The sequence below is a fragment of the Caulobacter segnis genome, assembly GCF_023935105.1.
GTDB classification, from domain to species: domain Bacteria; phylum Pseudomonadota; class Alphaproteobacteria; order Caulobacterales; family Caulobacteraceae; genus Caulobacter; species Caulobacter segnis_B.
On the sequence record NZ_CP096040.1, the window covers coordinates 5036935 to 5056091 of the forward strand.

At 66.9% G+C, this 19157-nt stretch carries 18 protein-coding genes; 3 read left to right on the forward strand and 15 right to left on the reverse strand.

What is annotated here, in order from left to right; genetic code table 11:
- Nucleotides 1–98 precede the first annotated feature (98 nt).
- The gene (locus MZV50_RS23400; protein ID WP_252631731.1) at nt 99–461 is read left to right on the forward strand and encodes a response regulator; all 363 of its coding nucleotides are present in this window, start codon (nt 99–101) and stop codon (nt 459–461) included.
- Nucleotides 462–600: 139 nt separating this feature from the next.
- Here MZV50_RS23400 and MZV50_RS23405 read toward each other — a convergent pair whose 3' ends face one another.
- Nucleotides 601–1020 (reverse strand): MucR family transcriptional regulator, encoded by a 420-nt coding sequence (locus tag MZV50_RS23405; RefSeq protein WP_252635305.1) that lies wholly within the window; start codon nt 1018–1020, stop codon nt 601–603.
- Nucleotides 1021–1494: 474 nt separating this feature from the next.
- Between MZV50_RS23405 and MZV50_RS23410 the strand changes: the two genes are divergently transcribed.
- Nucleotides 1495–4089 carry a hybrid sensor histidine kinase/response regulator gene (locus tag MZV50_RS23410; RefSeq protein ID WP_252631732.1) on the forward strand — a complete coding sequence of 865 codons (2595 nt, stop codon included), beginning with the start codon at nt 1495–1497 and terminating at the stop codon, nt 4087–4089.
- Between the two features lie 23 nt (nt 4090–4112).
- On the opposite strand, the gene MZV50_RS23415 is transcribed toward MZV50_RS23410, so the two are convergent.
- The 13 genes from MZV50_RS23415 to MZV50_RS23475 form a co-directional block, all read right to left on the reverse strand.
- Complete coding sequence (locus MZV50_RS23415) at nt 4113–5024, reverse strand: hypothetical protein (protein WP_252631733.1); 912 nt, start codon at nt 5022–5024, stop codon at nt 4113–4115.
- A gap of 142 nt (nt 5025–5166) precedes the next feature.
- Complete coding sequence (locus MZV50_RS23420) at nt 5167–5472, reverse strand: PepSY domain-containing protein (protein ID WP_289781930.1); 306 nt, start codon at nt 5470–5472, stop codon at nt 5167–5169.
- Between the two features lie 128 nt (nt 5473–5600).
- Nucleotides 5601–6269, reverse strand: a complete 669-nt coding sequence (locus MZV50_RS23425; protein WP_252631735.1) for an RraA family protein — start codon at nt 6267–6269, stop codon at nt 5601–5603.
- 3 nt (nt 6270–6272) lie between these two features.
- The gene (eutC, locus tag MZV50_RS23430; protein WP_252631736.1) at nt 6273–7016 is read right to left on the reverse strand and encodes an ethanolamine ammonia-lyase subunit EutC; all 744 of its coding nucleotides are present in this window, start codon (nt 7014–7016) and stop codon (nt 6273–6275) included.
- 11 nt (nt 7017–7027) lie between these two features.
- Nucleotides 7028–8416, reverse strand: coding sequence for an ethanolamine ammonia-lyase subunit EutB (locus tag MZV50_RS23435; RefSeq protein ID WP_252631737.1), 1389 nt, complete (start codon nt 8414–8416; stop codon nt 7028–7030).
- A gap of 4 nt (nt 8417–8420) precedes the next feature.
- A complete protein-coding gene (locus MZV50_RS23440) occupies nt 8421–9497 on the reverse strand; it encodes an ABC transporter ATP-binding protein (protein ID WP_252631738.1) in 1077 nt (358 codons plus the stop codon).
- Nucleotides 9490–11202, reverse strand: coding sequence for an ABC transporter permease (locus MZV50_RS23445; RefSeq protein WP_252631739.1), 1713 nt, complete (start codon nt 11200–11202; stop codon nt 9490–9492). The genes MZV50_RS23440 and MZV50_RS23445 overlap by 8 nt, the downstream gene beginning before the upstream one ends.
- 23 nt (nt 11203–11225) lie before the next feature.
- Nucleotides 11226–12335, reverse strand: a complete 1110-nt coding sequence (locus tag MZV50_RS23450; RefSeq protein WP_252631740.1) for an ABC transporter substrate-binding protein — start codon at nt 12333–12335, stop codon at nt 11226–11228.
- Entirely contained in the window at nt 12328–13113 is a 786-nt protein-coding gene (locus MZV50_RS23455; protein WP_252631741.1) for an HpcH/HpaI aldolase family protein, read from the reverse strand. The genes MZV50_RS23450 and MZV50_RS23455 overlap by 8 nt, the downstream gene beginning before the upstream one ends.
- The gene (locus MZV50_RS23460) at nt 13107–13949 is read right to left on the reverse strand and encodes a hypothetical protein (RefSeq protein ID WP_252631742.1); all 843 of its coding nucleotides are present in this window, start codon (nt 13947–13949) and stop codon (nt 13107–13109) included. Before MZV50_RS23460 ends, MZV50_RS23455 begins: the two co-directional genes overlap by 7 nt.
- Before the next feature lie 82 nt (nt 13950–14031).
- Nucleotides 14032–16179 carry a TonB-dependent receptor gene (locus MZV50_RS23465; RefSeq protein ID WP_252631743.1) on the reverse strand — a complete coding sequence of 716 codons (2148 nt, stop codon included), beginning with the start codon at nt 16177–16179 and terminating at the stop codon, nt 14032–14034.
- Between the two features lie 117 nt (nt 16180–16296).
- Nucleotides 16297–17190, reverse strand: a complete 894-nt coding sequence (locus tag MZV50_RS23470) for a proline iminopeptidase-family hydrolase (protein ID WP_252631744.1) — start codon at nt 17188–17190, stop codon at nt 16297–16299.
- Nucleotides 17187–18023, reverse strand: a complete 837-nt coding sequence (locus MZV50_RS23475; RefSeq protein ID WP_252631745.1) for a carbon-nitrogen hydrolase family protein — start codon at nt 18021–18023, stop codon at nt 17187–17189. The genes MZV50_RS23470 and MZV50_RS23475 overlap by 4 nt, the downstream gene beginning before the upstream one ends.
- A 154-nt stretch (nt 18024–18177) precedes the next feature.
- Here MZV50_RS23475 and MZV50_RS23480 point away from each other — a divergent pair, with 154 nt between their 5' ends.
- Complete coding sequence (locus MZV50_RS23480; protein WP_252631746.1) at nt 18178–18774, forward strand: GntR family transcriptional regulator; 597 nt, start codon at nt 18178–18180, stop codon at nt 18772–18774.
- A gap of 34 nt (nt 18775–18808) precedes the next feature.
- Here the strand turns inward: MZV50_RS23480 and MZV50_RS23485 are convergent, their stop codons facing one another.
- A complete protein-coding gene (locus MZV50_RS23485; protein ID WP_252631747.1) occupies nt 18809–19156 on the reverse strand; it encodes a RidA family protein in 348 nt (115 codons plus the stop codon).
- Between the last annotated feature and the right edge of the window lies 1 nt (nt 19157).

Here is a 19157-nt window from a genome sequence, read left to right on the forward strand (position 1 = left end):
TGAGGACGAACATGATCGGGGCGAGCCCCCCGTTCGAAAAAGACATTTGTTAACCATTTTCGACTCAGCCTCAGAACAGCGAAGCTTCGAGGCGCATCATGTCTCAGCGACATGCCCTGATTATAGAGGACGACTGTCTGGTCGCCTTGGAACTCGAATACCTGCTCAAGGAGCAGGGGTTCGCAACGGTCGATATCGCCGACAACCCGCGGTCGGCGCTCGATTGCGCCCTAACCCATCCACCGCAGTTGATCACCTCGGACTACTGCATCGTGGACGGCACCGGTCCCGATGCTGTCGCAGCGATCGAGGCCAAGCTCGGGCCCATGCCGGTGGTGTTTGTGTCCAGCCATCCGGATGTTCTCGGCCAAGCCCGCCACGGCCATCTCGTCGTCGAAAAGCCGTTCCTTCCCAGCCACATCGCTCGCGCTTGCCTGACCTTAACCAGAATGGTCGCTTAGCCATCCATAGCTGACGTCGCGTTCGTCTATTCGCGGGTCTGACCGTGGTGGCCGCCTGTTCTGGCGGCGGATGTTCGAAGCGGTGGCTCTATGCAGCTGACGTCCAGGACGGGCGCGACCTGGAACTGGCGACGGCGCTTTAGCGCGTTTTCCGCTTGCGGCCGCCAATTCCAAGGCCATGGGCCTTGGCCAAGGCGCTCCGCGCGGCGCTGTAGGTCGGCGCCGACGTGGGGTAGTCGGTTGGCAGGCCGTAACGGGCCTTGTAGGCCTCGACGGTCAGGCCGTGACGACGGAGATGGCGCTTGAGCGTCCTGTACGGCCGATTGTCGATGAAACTGATCAGAGCGTCCGGCTCGATGCTTTTGCGGATCTGCTGGGGGGTGAGCTTGATGATCGGCTCGCCCGGCGCCGATGCGGGATCTGGCGAACCGGCTTGGCTCAAAGCATCATAGACGTTGGTGATCAGCGCCGGCAGGGCGTCGATGGCGACGGAATGGGCGCCGACATAGGCTGAAACCACACTGGCGGTCAGTAGGGGCAGCTTGTCTTGCTCGTCCATCATCGATCTCTCCTGGAACGCGAAAAGAAAAGGCTCGCACCCTTCCACCGCCGAGCGCAACCAAAGGTGGGGGAGCCTGGACCTGAGTAAGGTCCAGTGCTCCCCCTGAAGCGCTGAAGCGCCTGGAGAGCCTCTGCCGGGCGGACTGGCGCGGGGCAAGGGCGGCTTTGCCGTCGCTCCGCGGTGTGTCCCCGCCCCGTTGAGGCGCGCCTCAATCGCGCAGGCCGAGCCAAACTTGCGCGGAACACCGGCTTGGCGGCGCCTGGATCGCCTGCCCGAAGTCAGGCCTTGATCTCGACCGACCGCCGGCATGGGCTCGATACCGCGCCCGCGCGAGAAGCCTGATGGTCTGGAGATCTTGGCCCGAAGATCATTTGGGACAGCGGGCCGATCATGTTGGCGACGTCTAGGTATTGCCCGTAAAACGCGCCAAGCTCTGCCTTGGTCGCCGCCATCGCCCCGTGAAGTTCCGACTTGACCTTCCGCGGCGTGGAGGGCGCCACGTCGCGAGCGGCTTTTGGTGGTGAGATGCGTTTGAAGACTAGTCGTGGGTGCTTTTGGTCGAAAGCTCTGGCCCTCGGCCTCCTGGCGCTGGCGCTTATCCCGTTCTGCACGACAGGCGTTGCGCGGGCTGAATCTCGAGTCGAACGACTGCGCGCCCTCGGCGAGGAGATCCGCGCGCACCACGGACGTCTCTCGCCCACCGATATCGAGGCCGTGGGTAAGGCCGCCATGAGCACATCCGGTCGAGCCCGGCTCTACGGTTTGTGGCGCACCCTTAGCTATTATCGCAACAATGGTCAGGACGCCGATTTCGAGCGGTGGGCCGATGAGGGTCGCCGTGTCGCCGCCCGCGACAAGGATGCGCCGCTTCAGGCGGTGATCTCCGTGTTGAGCGCGTCCAAGACGGCGATGAGCGCGCCCGGACGCCAGATCGACTTCACCCTTCTAGCCCGCCTGGTTCACCAGAACAAAGACGTCGATCACGTCGTCGAACTGGAACGCCTACGGCTGGAGGCCAACCAGGATCAATGGGCGGCGGCCACGCGCAGCGGCGCGAAGTTGCTGGCCGCGACCCATGACGAGCCCATGGCCTTGCCGATCGCGGCCGAGGCCCACACCCTGCTCTCGCGCGTGTCGGCCGACCTGGGCGATGATCGCGGGGCGCTCGAGCATCTGGCCGACGCGATCGCGATCGACCGCCAGACAGGCGCCGACACGCAGGATGCTGAACGCGTCTACAACCTGTCGCTTCTGGCGCTGAAAGCCGGCGAATTCGCATCGGCCGAAATGCTGTGGCGGTTGCACGGCGAAGTCATCGCGACATCGGGCGGGCCGCGGGCGCCGTTCTTCCACGCCTATCTCTGCGCTGCGATCGCCGATGCTCAAAGCCAGCCGTCGCGGGTCCTGACGTGTCTTCAGCCCGTCGCGTCCGCCCTCGATCGCGCCGACGACAGCTGGACTCTATCGGCCTTGCGCCTGCGTCTTGCGGCCCACGCTCGGACAGGCGACGCGGCCGGCGCACGAGGGGATCTTCTCCGATTGCAGGGCGCTCCCGCAAGGCTCAAAGACGACGATGCGTCCGATCAACTCAGCAGGGCCTATGTGCTGCGCGCCGAGGGAAAGGGCCTGGCGGCGTTTGAGGCCATGGATCTGTCCCGCCGGCGAACGCTTTGGCGGCTTCACGAGGATCACCAACGCAGGATCGCCGATATCGCTGGCGCTCTGCAGACCACGCTGGACGCCGAGCGGGACAAGGGCCAGCGCGCCGAGCGCGAAGCGCAGGTCCAAAGCCGCCTTTCGCTGGCTTGGAGCCTTGTCGCGGGCCTGCTGGGGATCGTCGCGCTGGGCGCCGTAACTTTCGTGTTTCAGCAACGGCGAACGGCCAGGGCCCTCGCCCAGGCGCGCGAGCGGGCCGAGGCCGCCAGCCAAGCCAAGTCGACCTTTCTGGCCACCATGAGCCACGAACTGCGCACGCCGCTCAATGGCATGCTCGGCCTAGCTCAAACCTTGAAGCTGGAGCCGCTCGAGCCGGGAGAACGCGAGCAGGTCGAACTGATCGAGGATTCTGGTCGAAACCTCCTGACCTTGCTCAATGACGTGCTCGACCTTTCCAAGATCGAGGCGGGCAAGCTGCGGATCGCGCCATTACGGGCCGATCTGGGGCGCAAATGCGAGCGCATGGTCAGGATCTACGGCGTGCTGGCCGCGGACAAGGGCATCACCCTCACCCTCGACATCGACAAGGACATTCCGCCGACCCTGATCTTCGATCCAGTGCGCGTGCGCCAATGCCTCTCCAATCTGCTGTCGAACGCCATCAAGTTCACCGAAACCGGCGGCGTGACCTTACGTCTACGCTGCCGTCCGTCGGGCGACCACGAGGTCATCGCGCGGATCTCGATCAGCGACACGGGCATTGGCATGTCTCCCGAAGCCTGCACGCGCCTTTTTGGCGCCTTTGAGCAGGCGGATGCGACCACGGCCCACAGATTCGGCGGTACGGGGCTTGGCCTGAACATCACCCGCAGGCTGGCCAAGCTCATGGGAGGCGATGTCACGGTCGAAAGCCAAGCCGGCGCTGGATCAACGTTCACCCTCAGCTTCCGCTGCCAGGTCCCGACAGTCGACGCGCCGAGCGCGTCACGGGGCCATGATGTCTCGACACCGTTGCCATCCAACTTGAAAATCCTGCTCGTCGAGGACCATCCGGTGAACCGCAAGGTGATCGGGTTGATGCTGACCGCGCTCGAATGCCAGCTGGCGGAGGCGGAGAACGGCCAAGTCGCGCTTGACCGCTTGGCGACCGAACCATTCGACCTGATCCTCATGGACGTCAACATGCCCGTCTTGGGCGGGCTGGAGGCCACGCGTCGGGTGCGCGCCGAACTCGGACTCGACGCGATCCCCATTATCGGCCTCACGGCGGACGCCATGGATCATCAGGTGCAGGCCTGCCTTGACGCGGGCATGACCGACGTCGTGATCAAGCCGGTGGAACTGGCTGCGCTGCTCTCGTCGATGGGAAGGGTGATGGGCGCTGCAAGAACCATCGCGGCGCTGACCTGAACCACACCATACGCCTTGAGCGCTCACGGCGCCGGCAAAGCCCGGGACGAGGCTTTCGCCGCCAGGTAGTCAGCCTCCCACCAGCCCAGTAGGCCCCTCTCGCCCATGATGGAGAAAAAGCGCATCAGGATCAGGCGATGACGCTCGGCGAACTGCCGCCAGATGGGCGTGTCGAGCAGCGCGTACGTGATGAGGTAACCGCGAGGCGTCTTGCTGCACAGGCCGTTTTCGACAAGCCGCAACAGATTACGCCTTACGGTCTCGCCCGGCAGTCCAAGAGACCGCGACAGGGATAGGGCGGAGATGGGCTTGCTCGCCACAGGCTTCGTCGCTTGGCACGCGCGCAAGACCGCAAACAGCAAGACGATATCGAACGGCTCTTGCACCATGGGCAAAAGCGCCTCGATCAGCCGCAGGAAATGGTCCCCCCAAAGCCGCATCATGTAGCGATGGGGAATCTCGTCATCGCTGACCTTGTGGGCTGGCGCGCCAAGCGCGCCTTCGCGCCGGAGAGCGCCGTAAAGGTCCCCGATCGCCCGCCATGTCGCCTCGGCGGTCGCGACGTAAACGGGCGTCTCCGTGACGCTCTGGGGCATGAAGACCCCAGCCTTCGTCTGGACCATAAATCCGGCCTTGACCATCCGCGCCACCCGCCGCCGCGCGGTTTCCTGAGGGACGCCAAGCGAGATGGCCACGGATCGGACGCGCACGGGCCGACGCAGGTCGTCGGGCGGTGAGCTGTTAAGTCCGGCATACGCCTTTTGAAGCGCCAAGTTGCGATTCATGGACGCTAGGTTGGCTTGACCTATGGCCAGCGCCAAAAGCGTGTCCAGCGCGGAGGGATATGCCCCTCGCAGGAATCCGCTGGCGATAAGGTCAGCCGAGAGCGCCAGACAAAGTTTTTCCACGGTCCTGTCGGCGTCCGAGGCCGTCATCTCCTCGGAACCTTGTAGAGGTTCTGCCTCAATAGCGCGCGCACGACACCTGCCCCAGACCAGGTCGCCCCGTTGAAAGCTATTCCTTGGGGGTGGCGGGCGCAACTGATGGACGCCAAGACTTGGCGCTTGATCGCGGTCGCTAGTCGCCACCGGCGGCCTGGAACAGCGCCGGCAACAGCGCCAAGGCGATCCCGATCCCCGCAAGGGCCGGCCAGCGCCAGAGACCCATGCCGCGCCAAGCGCTGGCCCAGGCCGTCGCGATCCCGCCGTCGCGTGACAGCCGCAAGGCGTAGACCGCCACACCGGACACCGACAGAGAGGTCAGGACCAAGCCGAACACAAACCAGATCAGCTTGGTTACAGCCCCGCCAACCGTGCCGAAATGCAAGGGGTCGGCCATTTCGGAGAGGCGCTGGTGCGCGGTCGAGAACGGACGGTGCGCCAGCCGTTCGAGTTACGGCTGAAAGACCAGTAACGCGCCCGTCAGCCCTTGCATGGCCCAGAGCGCGCCGATCACCAATCCGGCCCAACGATGTGCGAACACCGCTACGCCGCGCGGGCTGAGCGCCCCGCTCATCGCGACGCCATGGCTTGGGCGATCAGGCGGTTGGCGCCGGAAATGTCCGCCAGAGCCTCGCCCGCTCTCAGGCGCGTCAGCACGTCGAGCTCGTCCTGCTGCATCTGGATCGCGCGGCGTGCGAGCGTCTCGACGCGATCAGGCGGCAGCACGACCACGCCGCTCTCATCGGCCAGGACCGCGTCGCCCGGATTGATCGCAACGCCACCGACCGAGACCGGCACGTTCAAAGCGCTTTCCAGGCCGAGGAACTTGGTGGTCAGGGACGTGGAGCCGCGACACCAGACCGGCATCTCCGCGCGGCGGATTTCCCCGAAATCCGTAGCCGGACCGTCGATCACGACGGCGGCGATACCCTTCAGCCTCGCGGCGTTGGTGGTCACCCCGCCCCAGCAGGCGTGACGGGTGTCGCCGCAGCGCTCGATCACCAGCACGTCGCCCGGCCGCGCGGTGCTGACCGCGTGATGCAGCAGGGTCGAGTCCGCGCCGGGGATGCGCACCGTCACCGCCGTGCCGGCCACGCGCGGGCCGTCCCATACCGAGCGGATCGCCGGATCGACGAAGCCGTGGTGCAGCACGTGGCCCAGGGTGGCGGTCTCGACCTGCTCCAACAGGGCGATCAGATCGGCGGGGATTTGCGCGGGCATGGGATTGATCGTGAACATGGCTCAGGCCTCCAGGGCGCGGTTCGGGACCTCGGCGGCCAGCGCCGGATCGAAATCGTCCTTCAGCCCCACCCCTGTCAGGGCGCGGGCGCGGGCCTGATGCAGCAGCCAGGCGAGCTTGGCGGCGGTGGCCTCGTAGGACAGGCCGCGCGGCGGACGGATGTTGGAGACGCAGTTGCGCTCGCTGTCGGCGCGGCCTGATCGCGGCCCCCAGGTCAGGTAGGCGCCCAGGCTGTCGGGCGAGCTGAGGCCGGGGCGCTCGCCGATCAGCATCAGCGACATGGCCGCGCCCAGGCTCTCGCCGATCTCGTCGCCCAGGGCCACCCGCGCTTGCCGGGCCAGGACGATCGGCGCGATGCGCCAGCCGGCGAGCCGTTCGCGCAACGCCGCGACCACGGCGGGCGCGTGGGCCTGAACCGCCCTCGCGGACAAGCCGTCGCCGATGACGATGACCAGGTCATGGCCTTGCTCCGCCGCCCGCAGCCGCTCGACGGAGTCGGCGTCCAGGCGCCGTCCCAGGTCGGGTCTTTGCAGATAGGCCGCACGGCTATCGGCGCAGCTGGACACGGTGATGGTCGCGTCTCCAACCAGAGCGCCGACCAGGGCGTCGGCGTCCATAGGCGCATGGACAGCGTCGCGGGCCAGGGCGTGATCGCTCTGGAAGGCCAGCATCGCGGCGGTCGGCAGCCCCGCTCCCGCCCGTCCCAGGCCGATCCGGGCGTCGGTGGCGGCGCGCAGGCGGGTCATCAAGGCTCCCGTCACGCCAGCACCCTCGGCAGCGCCAGGATCGCTCCGACCTGATCCAGCGCCTTCGGACGGACGCCGCCGCGCGCGTCCAGCAGCCCGATCTGGTCGAGCCAGGCGGCGAACTCCGGCGCGGGTCGCAGGTTCAGGACCTGACGCAGGTAGAGCGCGTCATGGAAGCTGGTGGACTGGTAGTTGAGCATGATGTCGTCGGCGCCGGGCACGCCGATGACGAAGTTGACCCCGGCCACCCCGAGGAGGGTCAGCAGGTCGTCCATGTCGTCCTGGTCAGCCTCGGCGTGGTTGGTGTAGCAGACGTCCACACCCATCGGCAGGCCCAGCAGCTTGCCGCAGAAGTGGTCTTCCAGCCCGGCTCGGACGATCTGTTTGCCGTCATAGAGGTACTCGGGACCGATGAAGCCGACCACGGTGTTGACCAGCAGTGGCGAGAACGCCCGCGCCACGGCATAGGCCCGGGTTTCCATGGTCTGCTGATCGGCGCCGTGATGGGCGTCGGCCGAGAGGGCCGCGCCCTGCCCGGTCTCGAAGTACATGACGTCCTGACCGACGGTCCCGCGGTTCAGCGACAGAGCCGCCTCGCGCCCTTCGCGCAGCACGGACAGGTCGACGCCAAAACCGCTGTTGGCCTTCTGGCTGCCGGCGATCGATTGGAACACCAGGTCCACCGGCGCGCCGCGCTCGATCGCCGCGATGGTGTTGGTAATGTGAGTGAGGATGCAGCTCTGGGTCGGGATCGCATAGGCCTGGCGCAGATCGTCGATCAGCCGCAGCAGGGTCGTGGCGCCCGCGACGCTGTCGGTGGCCGGATTGACCCCGATGACCGCGTCACCGCTGCCCATCAGCAGACCATCCAAGATGATCGCCGCGACGCCGGCCGGATCATCGGTCGGATGGTTGGGCTGCAGCCGGACGGCCAGGGCGCCGGCCTCGCCCAGGGTGTTGCGAAAACGACTGACCACCTGGATCTTGCGCGCGATGGCGATCAGGTCCTGGTTACGCATCAGCTTGCAGACGCCCGCGACCATTTCCGGCGTCAGGCCCGGCGATAGCCGCGCCAGGGCCGGCCCGTCCGCAGTGTCGCCGAGCAGCCAGTCGCGGAAATCGCCGACGGTCAGGTGCGAGATCGGCGCGAAGGCCTGCGCGTCGTGCCCGTCGATGATCAGCCGGGTGACCTCGTCATCCTCGTAGGGAACGATGGCGTCGGTCAGGAACGCCTTCAGCGGCAGGTCCGCCAGCGCGCGCCTAGCCGCCACGCGCGTCGCGGCGTCGGGGGCGGCGACGCCGGCCAGGGCGTCGCCCGATCGAAACGGCGAGGCGGCCGCCAGCAGGGCCTTCAGATCGTCGAACCGATAGCGCGTGCCGCCCAGGTCGATCGTCGGCATCGGCCTAACGCGCGATCAGCAGCGTGTCGCGCGGCTCGAATACCGCGAAGATCGGCCCCGGCTCGAGCACCTCCTCGGCCTCGGCGACCAGGGTATGGCCACTGATCTCCAGGCCATAGGCGTGTCGCGCCCCCAGATAGGTGCGGTCGATGATCGCGCCGGCCAGCACGTTGAGGCCAGGATCGGTCGGCGCTAGGCGCGAAAGGCGGATGTGTTGGGGCCTGACCGTGACGATCCCGTCGTCGGCGCTGGGCGAGCCGGCGGCCACCGCGCGCAGAGCGACGCCCGCCTCGGTCATCACCGGCGTGATATCGTCCACCGTCGCGCCCGTCCGCCGCACCGGCAGGAAGTTGCTGGCCCCGATGAAGTCGGCGACGAAGGTGTTGGCGGGGCGGCGATAGATGGTCTCGGGCCGGTCCAGCTGGACAATCCGACCCTTGTCCATCACCGCGATGCGGTCGCTGAGCGCCAGGGCCTCTTCCTGGTCGTGGGTGACGTAGATCGTGGTTAGGCCCAGCTGGCGCTGCAACGATTTCAGCCAGCTTCGCGCCTTGAGCCGCAGCTTGGCGTCCAGGTTCGAGAGCGGCTCGTCGAGCAGCAGCAGGGTCGGCCGGAACACCAAGGTGCGGGCCAGGGCCACGCGTTGCTGCTGGCCGCCGGACAGTTCGTGCGGAAAGCGCGCGCCGTACTCACCCATATCGACCAGCGACAGGGCCTCGGCGATGCGCGGCGCCTGCTCGGCCTTGCTGACGCCGCGCAGCTTCAGCGGAAAGGCCAGGTTCTGGGCGACCGTCATATGCGGCCACAGGGCGTAGGACTGAAAGACGAGGCCGAGATTCCGGCGCTCGGGCGGCACATCGACCTTGCCAGCGCCGTCGAAGAAGGTCTGGCCGCCCACCCGGATCACGCCGCCCGTGGGGGTGTCGAGGCCGGCGATCGCGAACAGGGTCGTCGATTTGCCGCAACCGGACGGGCCCAGCAGGGTCAGGAACTCGCCCTGCGCCACATGCAGGTTGACGTCGTGCAGGGCGGTGACGTCGCCAAACCGCTTGGAGAGGTTCTCGACAGAAACATCAGACATCGCGGTGCGTCCTTGTGATGAGGCGCGCGGCCGTCACGAAGAGGAAGGTGATCAGAAGCTGGATGACCGACAGGGCGGCGACCGCGCCGCTGTTGCCGTTGGCCCAGAAGGACAACATGGTCGTGCCGATGATCTCGGCGCCCGGCGCGAACAAGAACACCGCCGAGGCGTATTCCTTCAGCATGCCCAGGAACAGCAGGGTGAAGGCCGAGAACAGGGCGGGCTTCATCAGGGGCAGGACGATGCGGGTCGAGACCGTCCACCAGCTGGCGCCGACCGAGCGGGCGCTCTGGTCCAGCTCCTTACCGATCTGCATCATGGCCGGCGCCAGGGCGCCATAGGCCGTGGGCATGCCGCGCATGGCGAAGGCGATCATCAGGATCCAGATCGTGCCCTGCAGCAGGCTGGCGCCGGGGATCAGCAGCATCGCCCAGAAGAAACCGATGCCGGCCACCACGCCGGGCATGGCGCGCGGATAGAGGGCGACATATTCCAGCTGTCGCCGGAACGGGAAGCTGGAACGCTGCACGACCAGGGCCAGCAGGGCCACGAAAGTCGTGGCCCCGACGCCGCCGACGAAGGCGATGACGACGCTGTTGGTGATCGAGCGGATATAGGCCGGGTACTTGGCTAGGATCGTGAAGTTGTCGAAGGTCAGCAGCTCGAACGGCGACAGCAACGGCGTCAGGAAGGTCGTGAAGGCTCGCAGCACGATGCCGATCAGGGGGATCAGCAGGGCCAGGACGAGATAGAGCCACAGCGCCGCGGCGATCGGCGGCCCGGCCTTGCCCAGGTCGGCGACCTTGGGTCGCTGGGCCTTACCCTTCACGGTGACGAACCGGCCGGCCTTGCTCAGCAGCAGGCCCTGCAGGACCAGCAGTCCCGAGACAATGGCGAGCAGCAGGGCGGCGGCCGCGCCCACCAGCCCATAGTCGGGGGTGATCGCGCCCAGGCCCCGGCTGAACAGGAAGGTGGTGAAGAACTCCAGGCCGGCGGGGCGTCCAAACACCAGCGGCACCGCCAGCATCTCCAACGAACCGATGAACACCAGAAGGGCGCTGTAGATGATCGCCGGCCGCATCAGCGGCAGCGAGATCGACCACAGCACCCGCAGGGCGCCCGCGCCCATGCTGCGACCGGCGTCCTCCAGCGTGGCGTCGGCCATCCGCGCCGAGCTCGAGCAGAACAGATAGACCAACGGCGCCTGGGTGACGCCCGCGACGATGGCCATGCCGGGGATCGAATACATGTCCCAGGGCGGCACGCCGATCAGGCGCTCGCCCAGCAGGGTGATGTAACCCGACGGCCCGTAGATGATGTACCAGGCGAAGGCCGTCACCAGCTGCGAGATGTACATCGGCCACAGCACCAGCGGTCGCAGCCAGCGCCGGCCTGGCAGGTTGGTGCGCTCAATGAACAGGGCGAAGACCACGCCCGCCGCGCAGGCGACCAAGGTCGTCAGGCCGGCCAGCTGGAACGAGTTGGCGAGCACGTCGTGGAAGTCGGGGTCGCCGAAAAGCCGCGAATAGTTGCGCAGCGTCAGCGCGCCGGTCTCATACAACGGCTTGTCGAGGAAGGACTGCCAGAGGATCGGGCCCAGGGGCGCGGCGACCAGGATGACGGTGACGATCGCCGTCGCCCACTGGATCAGCAAGGCATGCGATAGCGACGAGCGGCCGTCGAGAAGCTTGGCGGATGCGGGCATGGGGGCTCCAGAGCTCGCGCGGCTCATCGGCGCCGCCTGTGGAACAGCCCGTTCCAGCGGGCGACGAAGGCGTCGTACTGGCTGACCATCCGGTGGTCGTAGCCGACCATGACCACCTTGGACTCACCGCCCAGCCGACGGATCACGCCGTCATGGGTCAGGAACGGCACGTCGCGCTCGCTCACATCGCTGCGATAGGGCGTCAACCCGCCCTTGGCGGCGGCGATCTGGCCGTCGCGCGACAGCAGGTAGTCCAGCATCAGCCGGGCCGAGGCCGGATTGCGCGCCGCGGCCGTCACCGCCATGCCGCGCGGCACGACGGGCGTGCCGTCGGCGCAGAGCGTCCAGGCGACGATCTTAGCGCGGCCCTTGGTCAGCATCTGCGGCAAGACCGTCACGGCCGAGACGTGGTAGCCGACCAGGTATTCGCCGGCCGTGACCTTGTCGAGCATGGCCGCCCCGCCCGTCTCGACCCGCACGTAAGGCGCCAGGCGCTGCATCAGGTCCCAGCCGCCCGGCTTCTTCTGATCGATCGCCGACCAGTGCACCGCATAGGCCAGGGCGTGGGCGGACGCGTCATAGGTGGTGATGCGGTGGGCGAACTTGCGTGGATTGGCCGCCGCCAGCGTGGTCAGCTGATTAAGGCCCGTCGGGACCTGGTGCGGATCCAGCAACGCCTTGTTGTAGACCATCAGCATCGGGTCGGCCGACAGGGTGTAGACGCCCGGCAGCGGCAGGCTCCAGGCCGGCAGGCGCGATTGCTCGGGACTGCGATAGCTGGCCGCCGCACGGCGCTGGGCGAAGCGCAGCCAGGCGTCCGGCGCGCTGCTGACGATGATGTCGGCCGAGGCGCGCCGGGCCGAGGTTTCGGCGTAATAGCGCTCGAAGGCCTCGGTGGGTCCCATGTCCAGGGTCTCGACCCGGATCCAAGGATAGCGGCGCTTGAACCCCTCCAGAATCTCGCGCCAGTTATATTCGGCCATGTTGGAATAGACGCGCAGGCCCGTCTCGCGCCGCGAGGCCGCGATCAGGTCCTGGCCCTGGGCCAGTCCCCTGCCCCCGGTCAGACCCGCCATGGCCGCTAGACCGGCCAGCACGCCACGACGCGCGGGCGTCATCTTGCCATCAGTCATGCGCGGGTCTCCTGGCGCCATCCAGCGCCGACACGGCCGCGCTCCGCAAGAAACCCGCATCCGCGCCCACCGTCACGAAGGCGTATTGTCGCTCGAACAGGCGCTGGGCCGGATGGCCCGGCAGGATCGTGCCGCCCAGGGCGACGCCGCTTTCCAGGATGCGCCGCTCGGCCTCGCCCCACAGCTCCATGAAGGCGGGACTGTCGTACTCACCGGCCACGCCAATGCTGGCTGACAGGTCCAGCGGGCCAATGAAGAACATGTCCACGCCATCGACCGCCGCCATCTCGGGGATGGCCGCGACGCCCTTCTCGGACTCGATCATCACCACGATCAGGGTCTGGTCGGCGGCGTGGTCCGGATAGGCGGCGCTGTCGGCGCCCCAGCCCGCGGCGCGTGAGACGGTGTAGTGCAGGCCGCGCGCGCCGCGCGGCGGATAATAGGCGGCTCGGACGAGGCGCTCGACTTCGTCGGCGCTCTCCAACGCGGGGGCGAACAGACCCTCCACGCCCATGTCGAGCACGGGCTTGACCACGGCGGCCTCGACGTTGGGCAGGCGCGCCAGCAAGGTCGGCCCGTCAGGCCGACCGCCGGCTGCGCGCAGCTGATCGACAGCCTCGCCCAATGCAGCAGGCGAATGTTCCAAATCGACGATCAGGGCGTCGAACCCAACATGGGACAACAACTCGGCGGCCGGCGGGCTGGCCATGAACAGCCAGGCGCCCAACGAAGGCTCGCGCCTGGCCAGACGCGCTTTCACGGCGTTGGGCCTCAGCATGGCGTGGATGCATCCTTGGCGCCGAGCGCCTGGGTAAAGAAAGCGATGGCTGACTGGGCCAGGGCGTCCCGCTGGTGGCGCACCCCGGGCAGGATGTCCATCCGCACCCGCACGCCGGCCGCCGAAAGGCTGGCCTCCAGCGCCTTGAGGCGTTCGATGCGGGTTGCTCCAGCCCCGTTGGCCCCTTCCATCCAGTGCGCGCCACCGGGTTTGTGGGTGATCTCCCAGGTGTCGGTGTCGGCGTCGCCGACCGCCAGATGGACCGGCACGGCGCGCAGGGCGGGCGGATCGAGCGGACGCCCAAACCGCGCCTCCATGTCGGCCACACCCACCCACCAGGGCTTGTGACTGTCGAGCAGGGTCGGCGAGCCCGGCGCGCAAACCGACAGGGCGCTGAGCCGTTGGGGATGCAGATAATAGAAGCGGTGCACGAAATGGGCCCCGCCTGAGAAGCCGAACAGCGAGAAGCGCCCAGCGTCCACGCCGTAACGCGCTGCGACCTCATCGATCATCGACAGCAAAACCTGGTCGAAGCGGATGCCGCGATATTCGATGTATTTGTAGTTGTCGCGATCATAGGGCTCGTCGATCCCGCACGGGAACAGCGGCGCCAGGATGATCAGGTTGAGCGCTTCGGCCAGGTCGGAGAACAGGTCGCGCATCGCCTGGTTGCCGCGCTCGGTGCCGTGGACGGCCACCAGGATACGCCGGTCGGACGCCTCCCCGGTGGTCGGCACATAGAGGCAGTAGGAGAACCGCTGGTCAGCGCGACAGGCCGTGGCCGGCGTGCGACCAAGGTCATAGGGCGACAAGGGCGGGATCGTGGAATCGGTCATGGACTAGGGAGCGACCGACGCCTCAGGCGCCGGCCGCGGTCTCCGCGCTGTGATCTTCGAAGGTCGATGAGGCCTGTCGGCGTCAGTAGTTGATCCCAAGCTTCAGATAGACCGTCCGCCCCTCAGCCTTGCTGTAGAGTTCGTTGCGATTGATCATCTGCGAGGTGATCGAATAGTAGTTCTCGTTGAGCAGGTTGTTCACGCCGACACTCATATCGATCTTATTGACCTTGAACTGGGTCAAAGCATCCAGCCGATCGGTGCTACGCACGCGACCAGTGTAGAAGCTGCCGACGGTGGAGTTCGGGAAGGCGTTGCGGGTTCCCGAGTGGTTGTACTGCAGCCGCACCAGCCAATCGTCGGTGATGTCGTGCTCCAGCATCAGGTTGAACTGGTCGGGGCCGATGCGGCGGCCGGTCAGCGGCGTGTCGAGCGTGCCGTCATGGGTGGCGTCGCGCTTGCCTTCGGTGTGCGAATAGTTGGCCGACCAGCGGGTCTTGAGCGTCAGGCGGCCATCCAGCACCACTTCCCAGCCGTGGACCTTCTCCTTCTCGCGCAGGGTCTGGGCCTCGGAAGGATTGACCGTGTCGATGATGAAGTCGGTGCCGAACTTGGCGGTGTTGATGAAGTAGGCGCCGGTGTAGCGCACGCCCAGGACCTTGCCGCGCAGGCCGAGCTCGTAGTTGTTCACCAGCTGCGGCTTGGGATCGAAATTATCCAGGTTAGTCACGGCCACGCGACGCAGCGGCGAGCCGATATCGGGGATCGAGAAGCCCTGTGAGAAGCCGCCGAACAGCTGGGCCTGCGGGGCGATCTGGAAGGTGCCGCCGATATTGACCGGCGTGGCGTGGTACTTCAGCTCGCCGCCCTCGACATGCACGCCGGTGAGGCCGGCGACGAAGTCATCGATCTTCAGCACGAACTGGTCGTGGCGCACGCCGGCCCGCAGGGTCAGGCGCTCGGTCAGCGGCATCTCCAGCTGGGCGAAGGCCGCGTAGTTCATCTGCTCCAGCGGCGGCGTGAAGGTGCGGCCGTCGCCGGGATTGTTGGTCAGCGGGATCAGCGGCTGCTGGGTGGTGTCGCGGCTGATGTCCGCGCCCCAGAGCAGTTCCCCGCCCGACGACCAGCCCAGCTTCTCCAGCGGCGTGCGGAAGTCACTCTGCAGGCCGATCTTCTCCGACGAAATCGTCGTCTGGGTGCCGCCCAGGCGCGCCGGATCGAACGAGAAGACCGAATAGTTCTTCAGATAGTAGGCCTGGGCATGGAAGGCGCTGCTGAGCAGGTCGTCGTTGTAGTAGCCCAGATAGCCCATCACGTTGCGGTTGACCGGATCCAGGGCGCGCGGATCGTAGGATCCCTTGACCGCCGTTTCCTTGAGGCCCTGCGCGATGTTGCCGGCGCGGCTGATGTAGTCGGTGTCCTGGTGTTGGCGATAGAAATTGCCCATCACCTCCAGGCGCTGGCCGCCGAAATTGTAGCCGACCTTGCCGAACATGTTCCAAATGTCGGAGTCGGAGATGCCGCCAAAGTTATGCGGGTCCGGAGCCAGGCGGTCGCCGTCAGCGTCGAACTGGCCGCCGACATGTTCGTAGCTGCCGTTGAGGGTGACATCGAAGCCCTTCACCGCGCCGGTCACGCTCTGCGAGACGCTGGGACTGCTGCTGCCGGTGAAGTGTTCCGTGGAGAAGCCGGTCCCGAGCTCGGTGTGGAATTTCCAGCCGTCGTCAGCCTTGCCCTTGCGGGTCACGTAGTTGATGACGCCGCCCGCGCCGCCTTGGCCATAGATGGCCGAGGCGCCGCGAATGACCTCGATGCCGGAAATCGCGTTGGGCGAGATCAGGCGCAGGTCGCGACCGCCGTCACGCAGCGGGTTGGAAACCGGCACGCCGTCGATGAACACGCGAAGCGGGCGGCCGCGCAGGCTCTGCTCGACATTGGCCGCGGTGCCGTTGGCGGCGGCCATGCCGGGAATGGTCGAGGCCAGGACGCTGCCGATATCGTTGGTCGTGGCCAGCTGCTTTTCCAGCTGTACTTCATTAAGCACCGTGGACGAGCCCGGGAAGGTCGTCAGCGTGCCGGAGAAGCGCGAGCCGGTGACGACCACCGCTTCCAGTGTCGTGCCGTCGTCGGTCGTGGCGGCCTGGGCCTGGGCCTGGGCCTGGGCCTGGGCCTGGGCGGCAGCCGCGCCTAACAGCGCCGTGGTCGCCAAGAGCAGGTGCGAGAATTTCATGAGCCTATCCCCCGAGGCCGACCGCCCCGGGTCGGCTCTAAATAGTAGCCAATATGGAGACCTAATAGTAGCCAATTTTGGCATGCAATCGATTTGTTCGATTTTAATGACGAATTTTCACGGCGCCTTCGCGGCGCGCACCTCGTCCAGAAACGCTTCGAGCACGGCGAAATAGGCGTCGGGCTCTTCGTAGAACGGCATGTGCGAGCTGTGCGGGAAGATGTGGATCCGCGAGTCCGGCAAGGCGTCGTGCATCAGGAAGGCGCAGGCCGGCGTGAGCTCGTCATAGCGCCCCGCCACCACCAGGCATGGCGTGGTGATCGCCCCCATGGCGGGCACGCGATTCCAGGCCTTCATATTGCCGGTATAGGTGAACTCGTTGGGGCCCTGCATGGTCTCGTAGGGACCCATGTTCCAGTCGGCCAGGGCCTGGGTCAGCGGCTCGGGCCACACCGGCAGGCGGCAGACATGGCGGTGATTGAGTAGGGTCACCGCCGCCTGGTACTCGGGATGGTCCAGCGTGCCCTGGGCCTCGTGGAAGACCATCATCGAGACGGTCTCGGCCCCCAGGGCGCCGCGCAGGCGGCCCAGCTCGCCGACCAGATGCGGGATGTCGCAAGCCCCGTCGGCCAGCACGCAGCTCTTCACGCTCTGCGGATAGGTCAGGCAGTATTCGGTGAACAGCCAGGTGCCCCAGCTGTGCCCCAGCACGTGTACTTGGCCCAGATCGAGCGCGGCGCGCACCTGCTCGGCCTCCTCGACATAGCGGCCCAGCGTCCACAGCGCCGGATCGGTCGGTCGGTCCGACGCCCCGCAGCCCAACTGATCCCAGGCCACGACCCGATAGCCGCGCTCGACCAGCCGGGCGTGCGGCGCGCGCAGGTAGAGGCTGGGTAGGCCCGGCCCGCCATTGGCCATCAGCACGGTCTCGGTTCCCTCGCCATACACATAGGCGACGACCTCGTGACCTTCCTTCAGGCGAACGCGGACGGTGGTCGGCTCCAGGGTCATGCCGCCACCTCGCCGAGGGCAAAGGCGCGGCCCTTGGCCAAGGAGGGGATGGCGGCGCGGAAGCGCTCGACCTCGTCCAGGTCCAGATCGGCCAGGATCACCCCGACCTCATCGCCGGCTTCGGCCAGCACGCGGCCCCACGGGTCGATGATCATCGACTGGCCGTGACTGCGGCGCTCGCCATAGTGCAGGCCGCACTGGGCCGGAGCGATGACGAAGCTGCCGGTCTCGATCGCCCGGGCCCGCAGCAGCGTTTCCCAATGCAGGGGTCCGGTGACGCTGCTGAAGGCGGCGGGCACGGCCAGGATGCCAGCGCCCGCCTCGGCCAAGGCGCGATGCAGCTGCGGGAAACGCACGTCGTAGCAGATCGTCAGGCCCAGGCCGCCCCAGGGCGTATCGGCGACCACCGCGCGCTCGCCCGGTCGATAGAAGTCCGACTCCCTCACCGCGCCGCCATCGGGCAAATCGACGTCGAAAAGGTGGATCTTGTCATAGCGCGCGGTGATCGCGCCTTCGGGATCGATCACCAAGGATCGATTGACCACCGCGCCATCGCCCGAGCGGGTGGAAACCGAGCCGGCCAGGATCCAGATCGAAAGTTCCCTGGCCAGCCCCTTTAGACGAAGGGTGGCCAAGTGGCTCTCCTCGGGCAGGGCGTAGGCGTGCATCTCCGTAGCGGTCGGCGCCAGGAAGTCGAACGCTTCCGGCAGGGCGACCAGGCTGGCGCCCTGCCCCGTGGCCTGACGGATAAAGGCTTCGGCCTGCGAAAGGTTCTGTTCGAGGTCAGGCGTCGCGCACGTCTGCACGCACGCCACCCGCACGGGAAATGGCATGGAAAGTCTCCTTAAGATCGACAAGGGCCCCGGCCGGCGGTTGGCAACGGATCGCGACTGTTGCTAACTTAGATGCCGTGATTGGCTACAGAGATTGGCTACTATCGTGGATGTGTCAACCGCGTCGCGGAAGAAGGACGGCGCCGCTGAGCTGGTGAGCGCGCTCGAAGCAGATCTGCTGTCGGGCGCCTTTCGGCCGGGCGAATGGCTCAAGCAGACCGATATCGAGACCAACTACAGCGCCCATCGTTTCGACGTGCGCATGGCGCTGCTGGACCTGAAGACCCGGCATTTGATCGAGCACGTCAAGAATCGCGGCTATCGGGTGATCAACCTCACCGACCGTGAGCGCGAGGACCTGATCGAGACACGCACGGTGCTGGAGAAAGCCGCCGTCCAGCTGGCGGCCAAGCGGCGCACATCGCAGGACATCATCGAGCTGAAGGCGATGGTGGCCCAGTTCGACGCGGCCATCGAGACCGGCGACCTAGACGTGCTGCGCGGCCTGAACTCGGACTTCCACGACCGCTTCTATGAAGCCTGCAACAACCTGACCCTGGCCCAGGAGATCAAGGCCCTGCGCCAGCGCGGCCTCCCCGGGGCGCGCGGCTGGCGTTCGCTGGGCGCGATCCGCCGCAGCAACGACGACCACGCCCAGATGATCGGCTTGCTGGAAGCCGGCGACGGCGAGGCCTTGTCAGCCCTGATCGATCGCCACTTGAACCGCTGGCGCGAAGGCCCGGAAGGCTAAAGGACGGCGTCGGCCGAGCCGACGCCGCCAGGGTCTAGTCGCGCGCGGCGACGATGATGATCTCGACCTTGTAGTCCGGGGTGGCCAGCTTGGCTTCGCCGGTGGCGCGCGCCGGGGCGTCCTGCCCGCCGACCCAGACGTCCCAGACGGCGTTCATCTCGGCGAAGTCGGCCATGTCGGCCAACCAGATCGTCGCCGACAGGACCTTGGACTTGACGCTGCCGGTCTCGGCCAACAGGGCGTCGATCTGGCCCAGGATCGTCTCGGTCTGCTCGGTGACGCTCTTGCCTGGCGCGCCCACCTGGCCGGCCAGATAGATGGTGTCGCCGTGGATGACGGCCTGGCTCATGCGTGGGCCGGAATGAAGACGGGTGATGGTCATG

Bases quoted from the DNA above. Each gene is read 5' to 3' on its own strand.
- MZV50_RS23440 (WP_252631738.1), bottom strand. From the start codon at position 9,497: ATGTCTGATGTTTCTGTCGAGAACCTCTCCAAGCGGTTTGGCGACGTC.
- MZV50_RS23465 (WP_252631743.1), bottom strand. From the start codon at position 16,179: ATGAAATTCTCGCACCTGCTCTTGGCGACCACGGCGCTGTTAGGCGCG.
- MZV50_RS23400 (WP_252631731.1), top strand. From the start codon at position 99: ATGTCTCAGCGACATGCCCTGATTATAGAGGACGACTGTCTGGTCGCC.
- MZV50_RS23425 (WP_252631735.1), bottom strand. From the start codon at position 6,269: ATGTTCACGATCAATCCCATGCCCGCGCAAATCCCCGCCGATCTGATC.
- MZV50_RS23405 (WP_252635305.1), bottom strand. From the start codon at position 1,020: ATGGACGAGCAAGACAAGCTGCCCCTACTGACCGCCAGTGTGGTTTCA.
- MZV50_RS23460 (WP_252631742.1), bottom strand. From the start codon at position 13,949: ATGACCGATTCCACGATCCCGCCCTTGTCGCCCTATGACCTTGGTCGC.
- MZV50_RS23450 (WP_252631740.1), bottom strand. From the start codon at position 12,335: ATGACTGATGGCAAGATGACGCCCGCGCGTCGTGGCGTGCTGGCCGGT.
- MZV50_RS23415 (WP_252631733.1), bottom strand. From the start codon at position 5,024: ATGACGGCCTCGGACGCCGACAGGACCGTGGAAAAACTTTGTCTGGCG.
- MZV50_RS23445 (WP_252631739.1), bottom strand. From the start codon at position 11,202: ATGCCCGCATCCGCCAAGCTTCTCGACGGCCGCTCGTCGCTATCGCAT.
- MZV50_RS23485 (WP_252631747.1), bottom strand. From the start codon at position 19,156: ATGACCATCACCCGTCTTCATTCCGGCCCACGCATGAGCCAGGCCGTC.
- MZV50_RS23475 (WP_252631745.1), bottom strand. From the start codon at position 18,023: ATGCCATTTCCCGTGCGGGTGGCGTGCGTGCAGACGTGCGCGACGCCT.
- MZV50_RS23455 (WP_252631741.1), bottom strand. From the start codon at position 13,113: ATGCTGAGGCCCAACGCCGTGAAAGCGCGTCTGGCCAGGCGCGAGCCT.
- eutC (WP_252631736.1), bottom strand. From the start codon at position 7,016: ATGACCCGCCTGCGCGCCGCCACCGACGCCCGGATCGGCCTGGGACGG.
- MZV50_RS23435 (WP_252631737.1), bottom strand. From the start codon at position 8,416: ATGCCGACGATCGACCTGGGCGGCACGCGCTATCGGTTCGACGATCTG.
- MZV50_RS23470 (WP_252631744.1), bottom strand. From the start codon at position 17,190: ATGACCCTGGAGCCGACCACCGTCCGCGTTCGCCTGAAGGAAGGTCAC.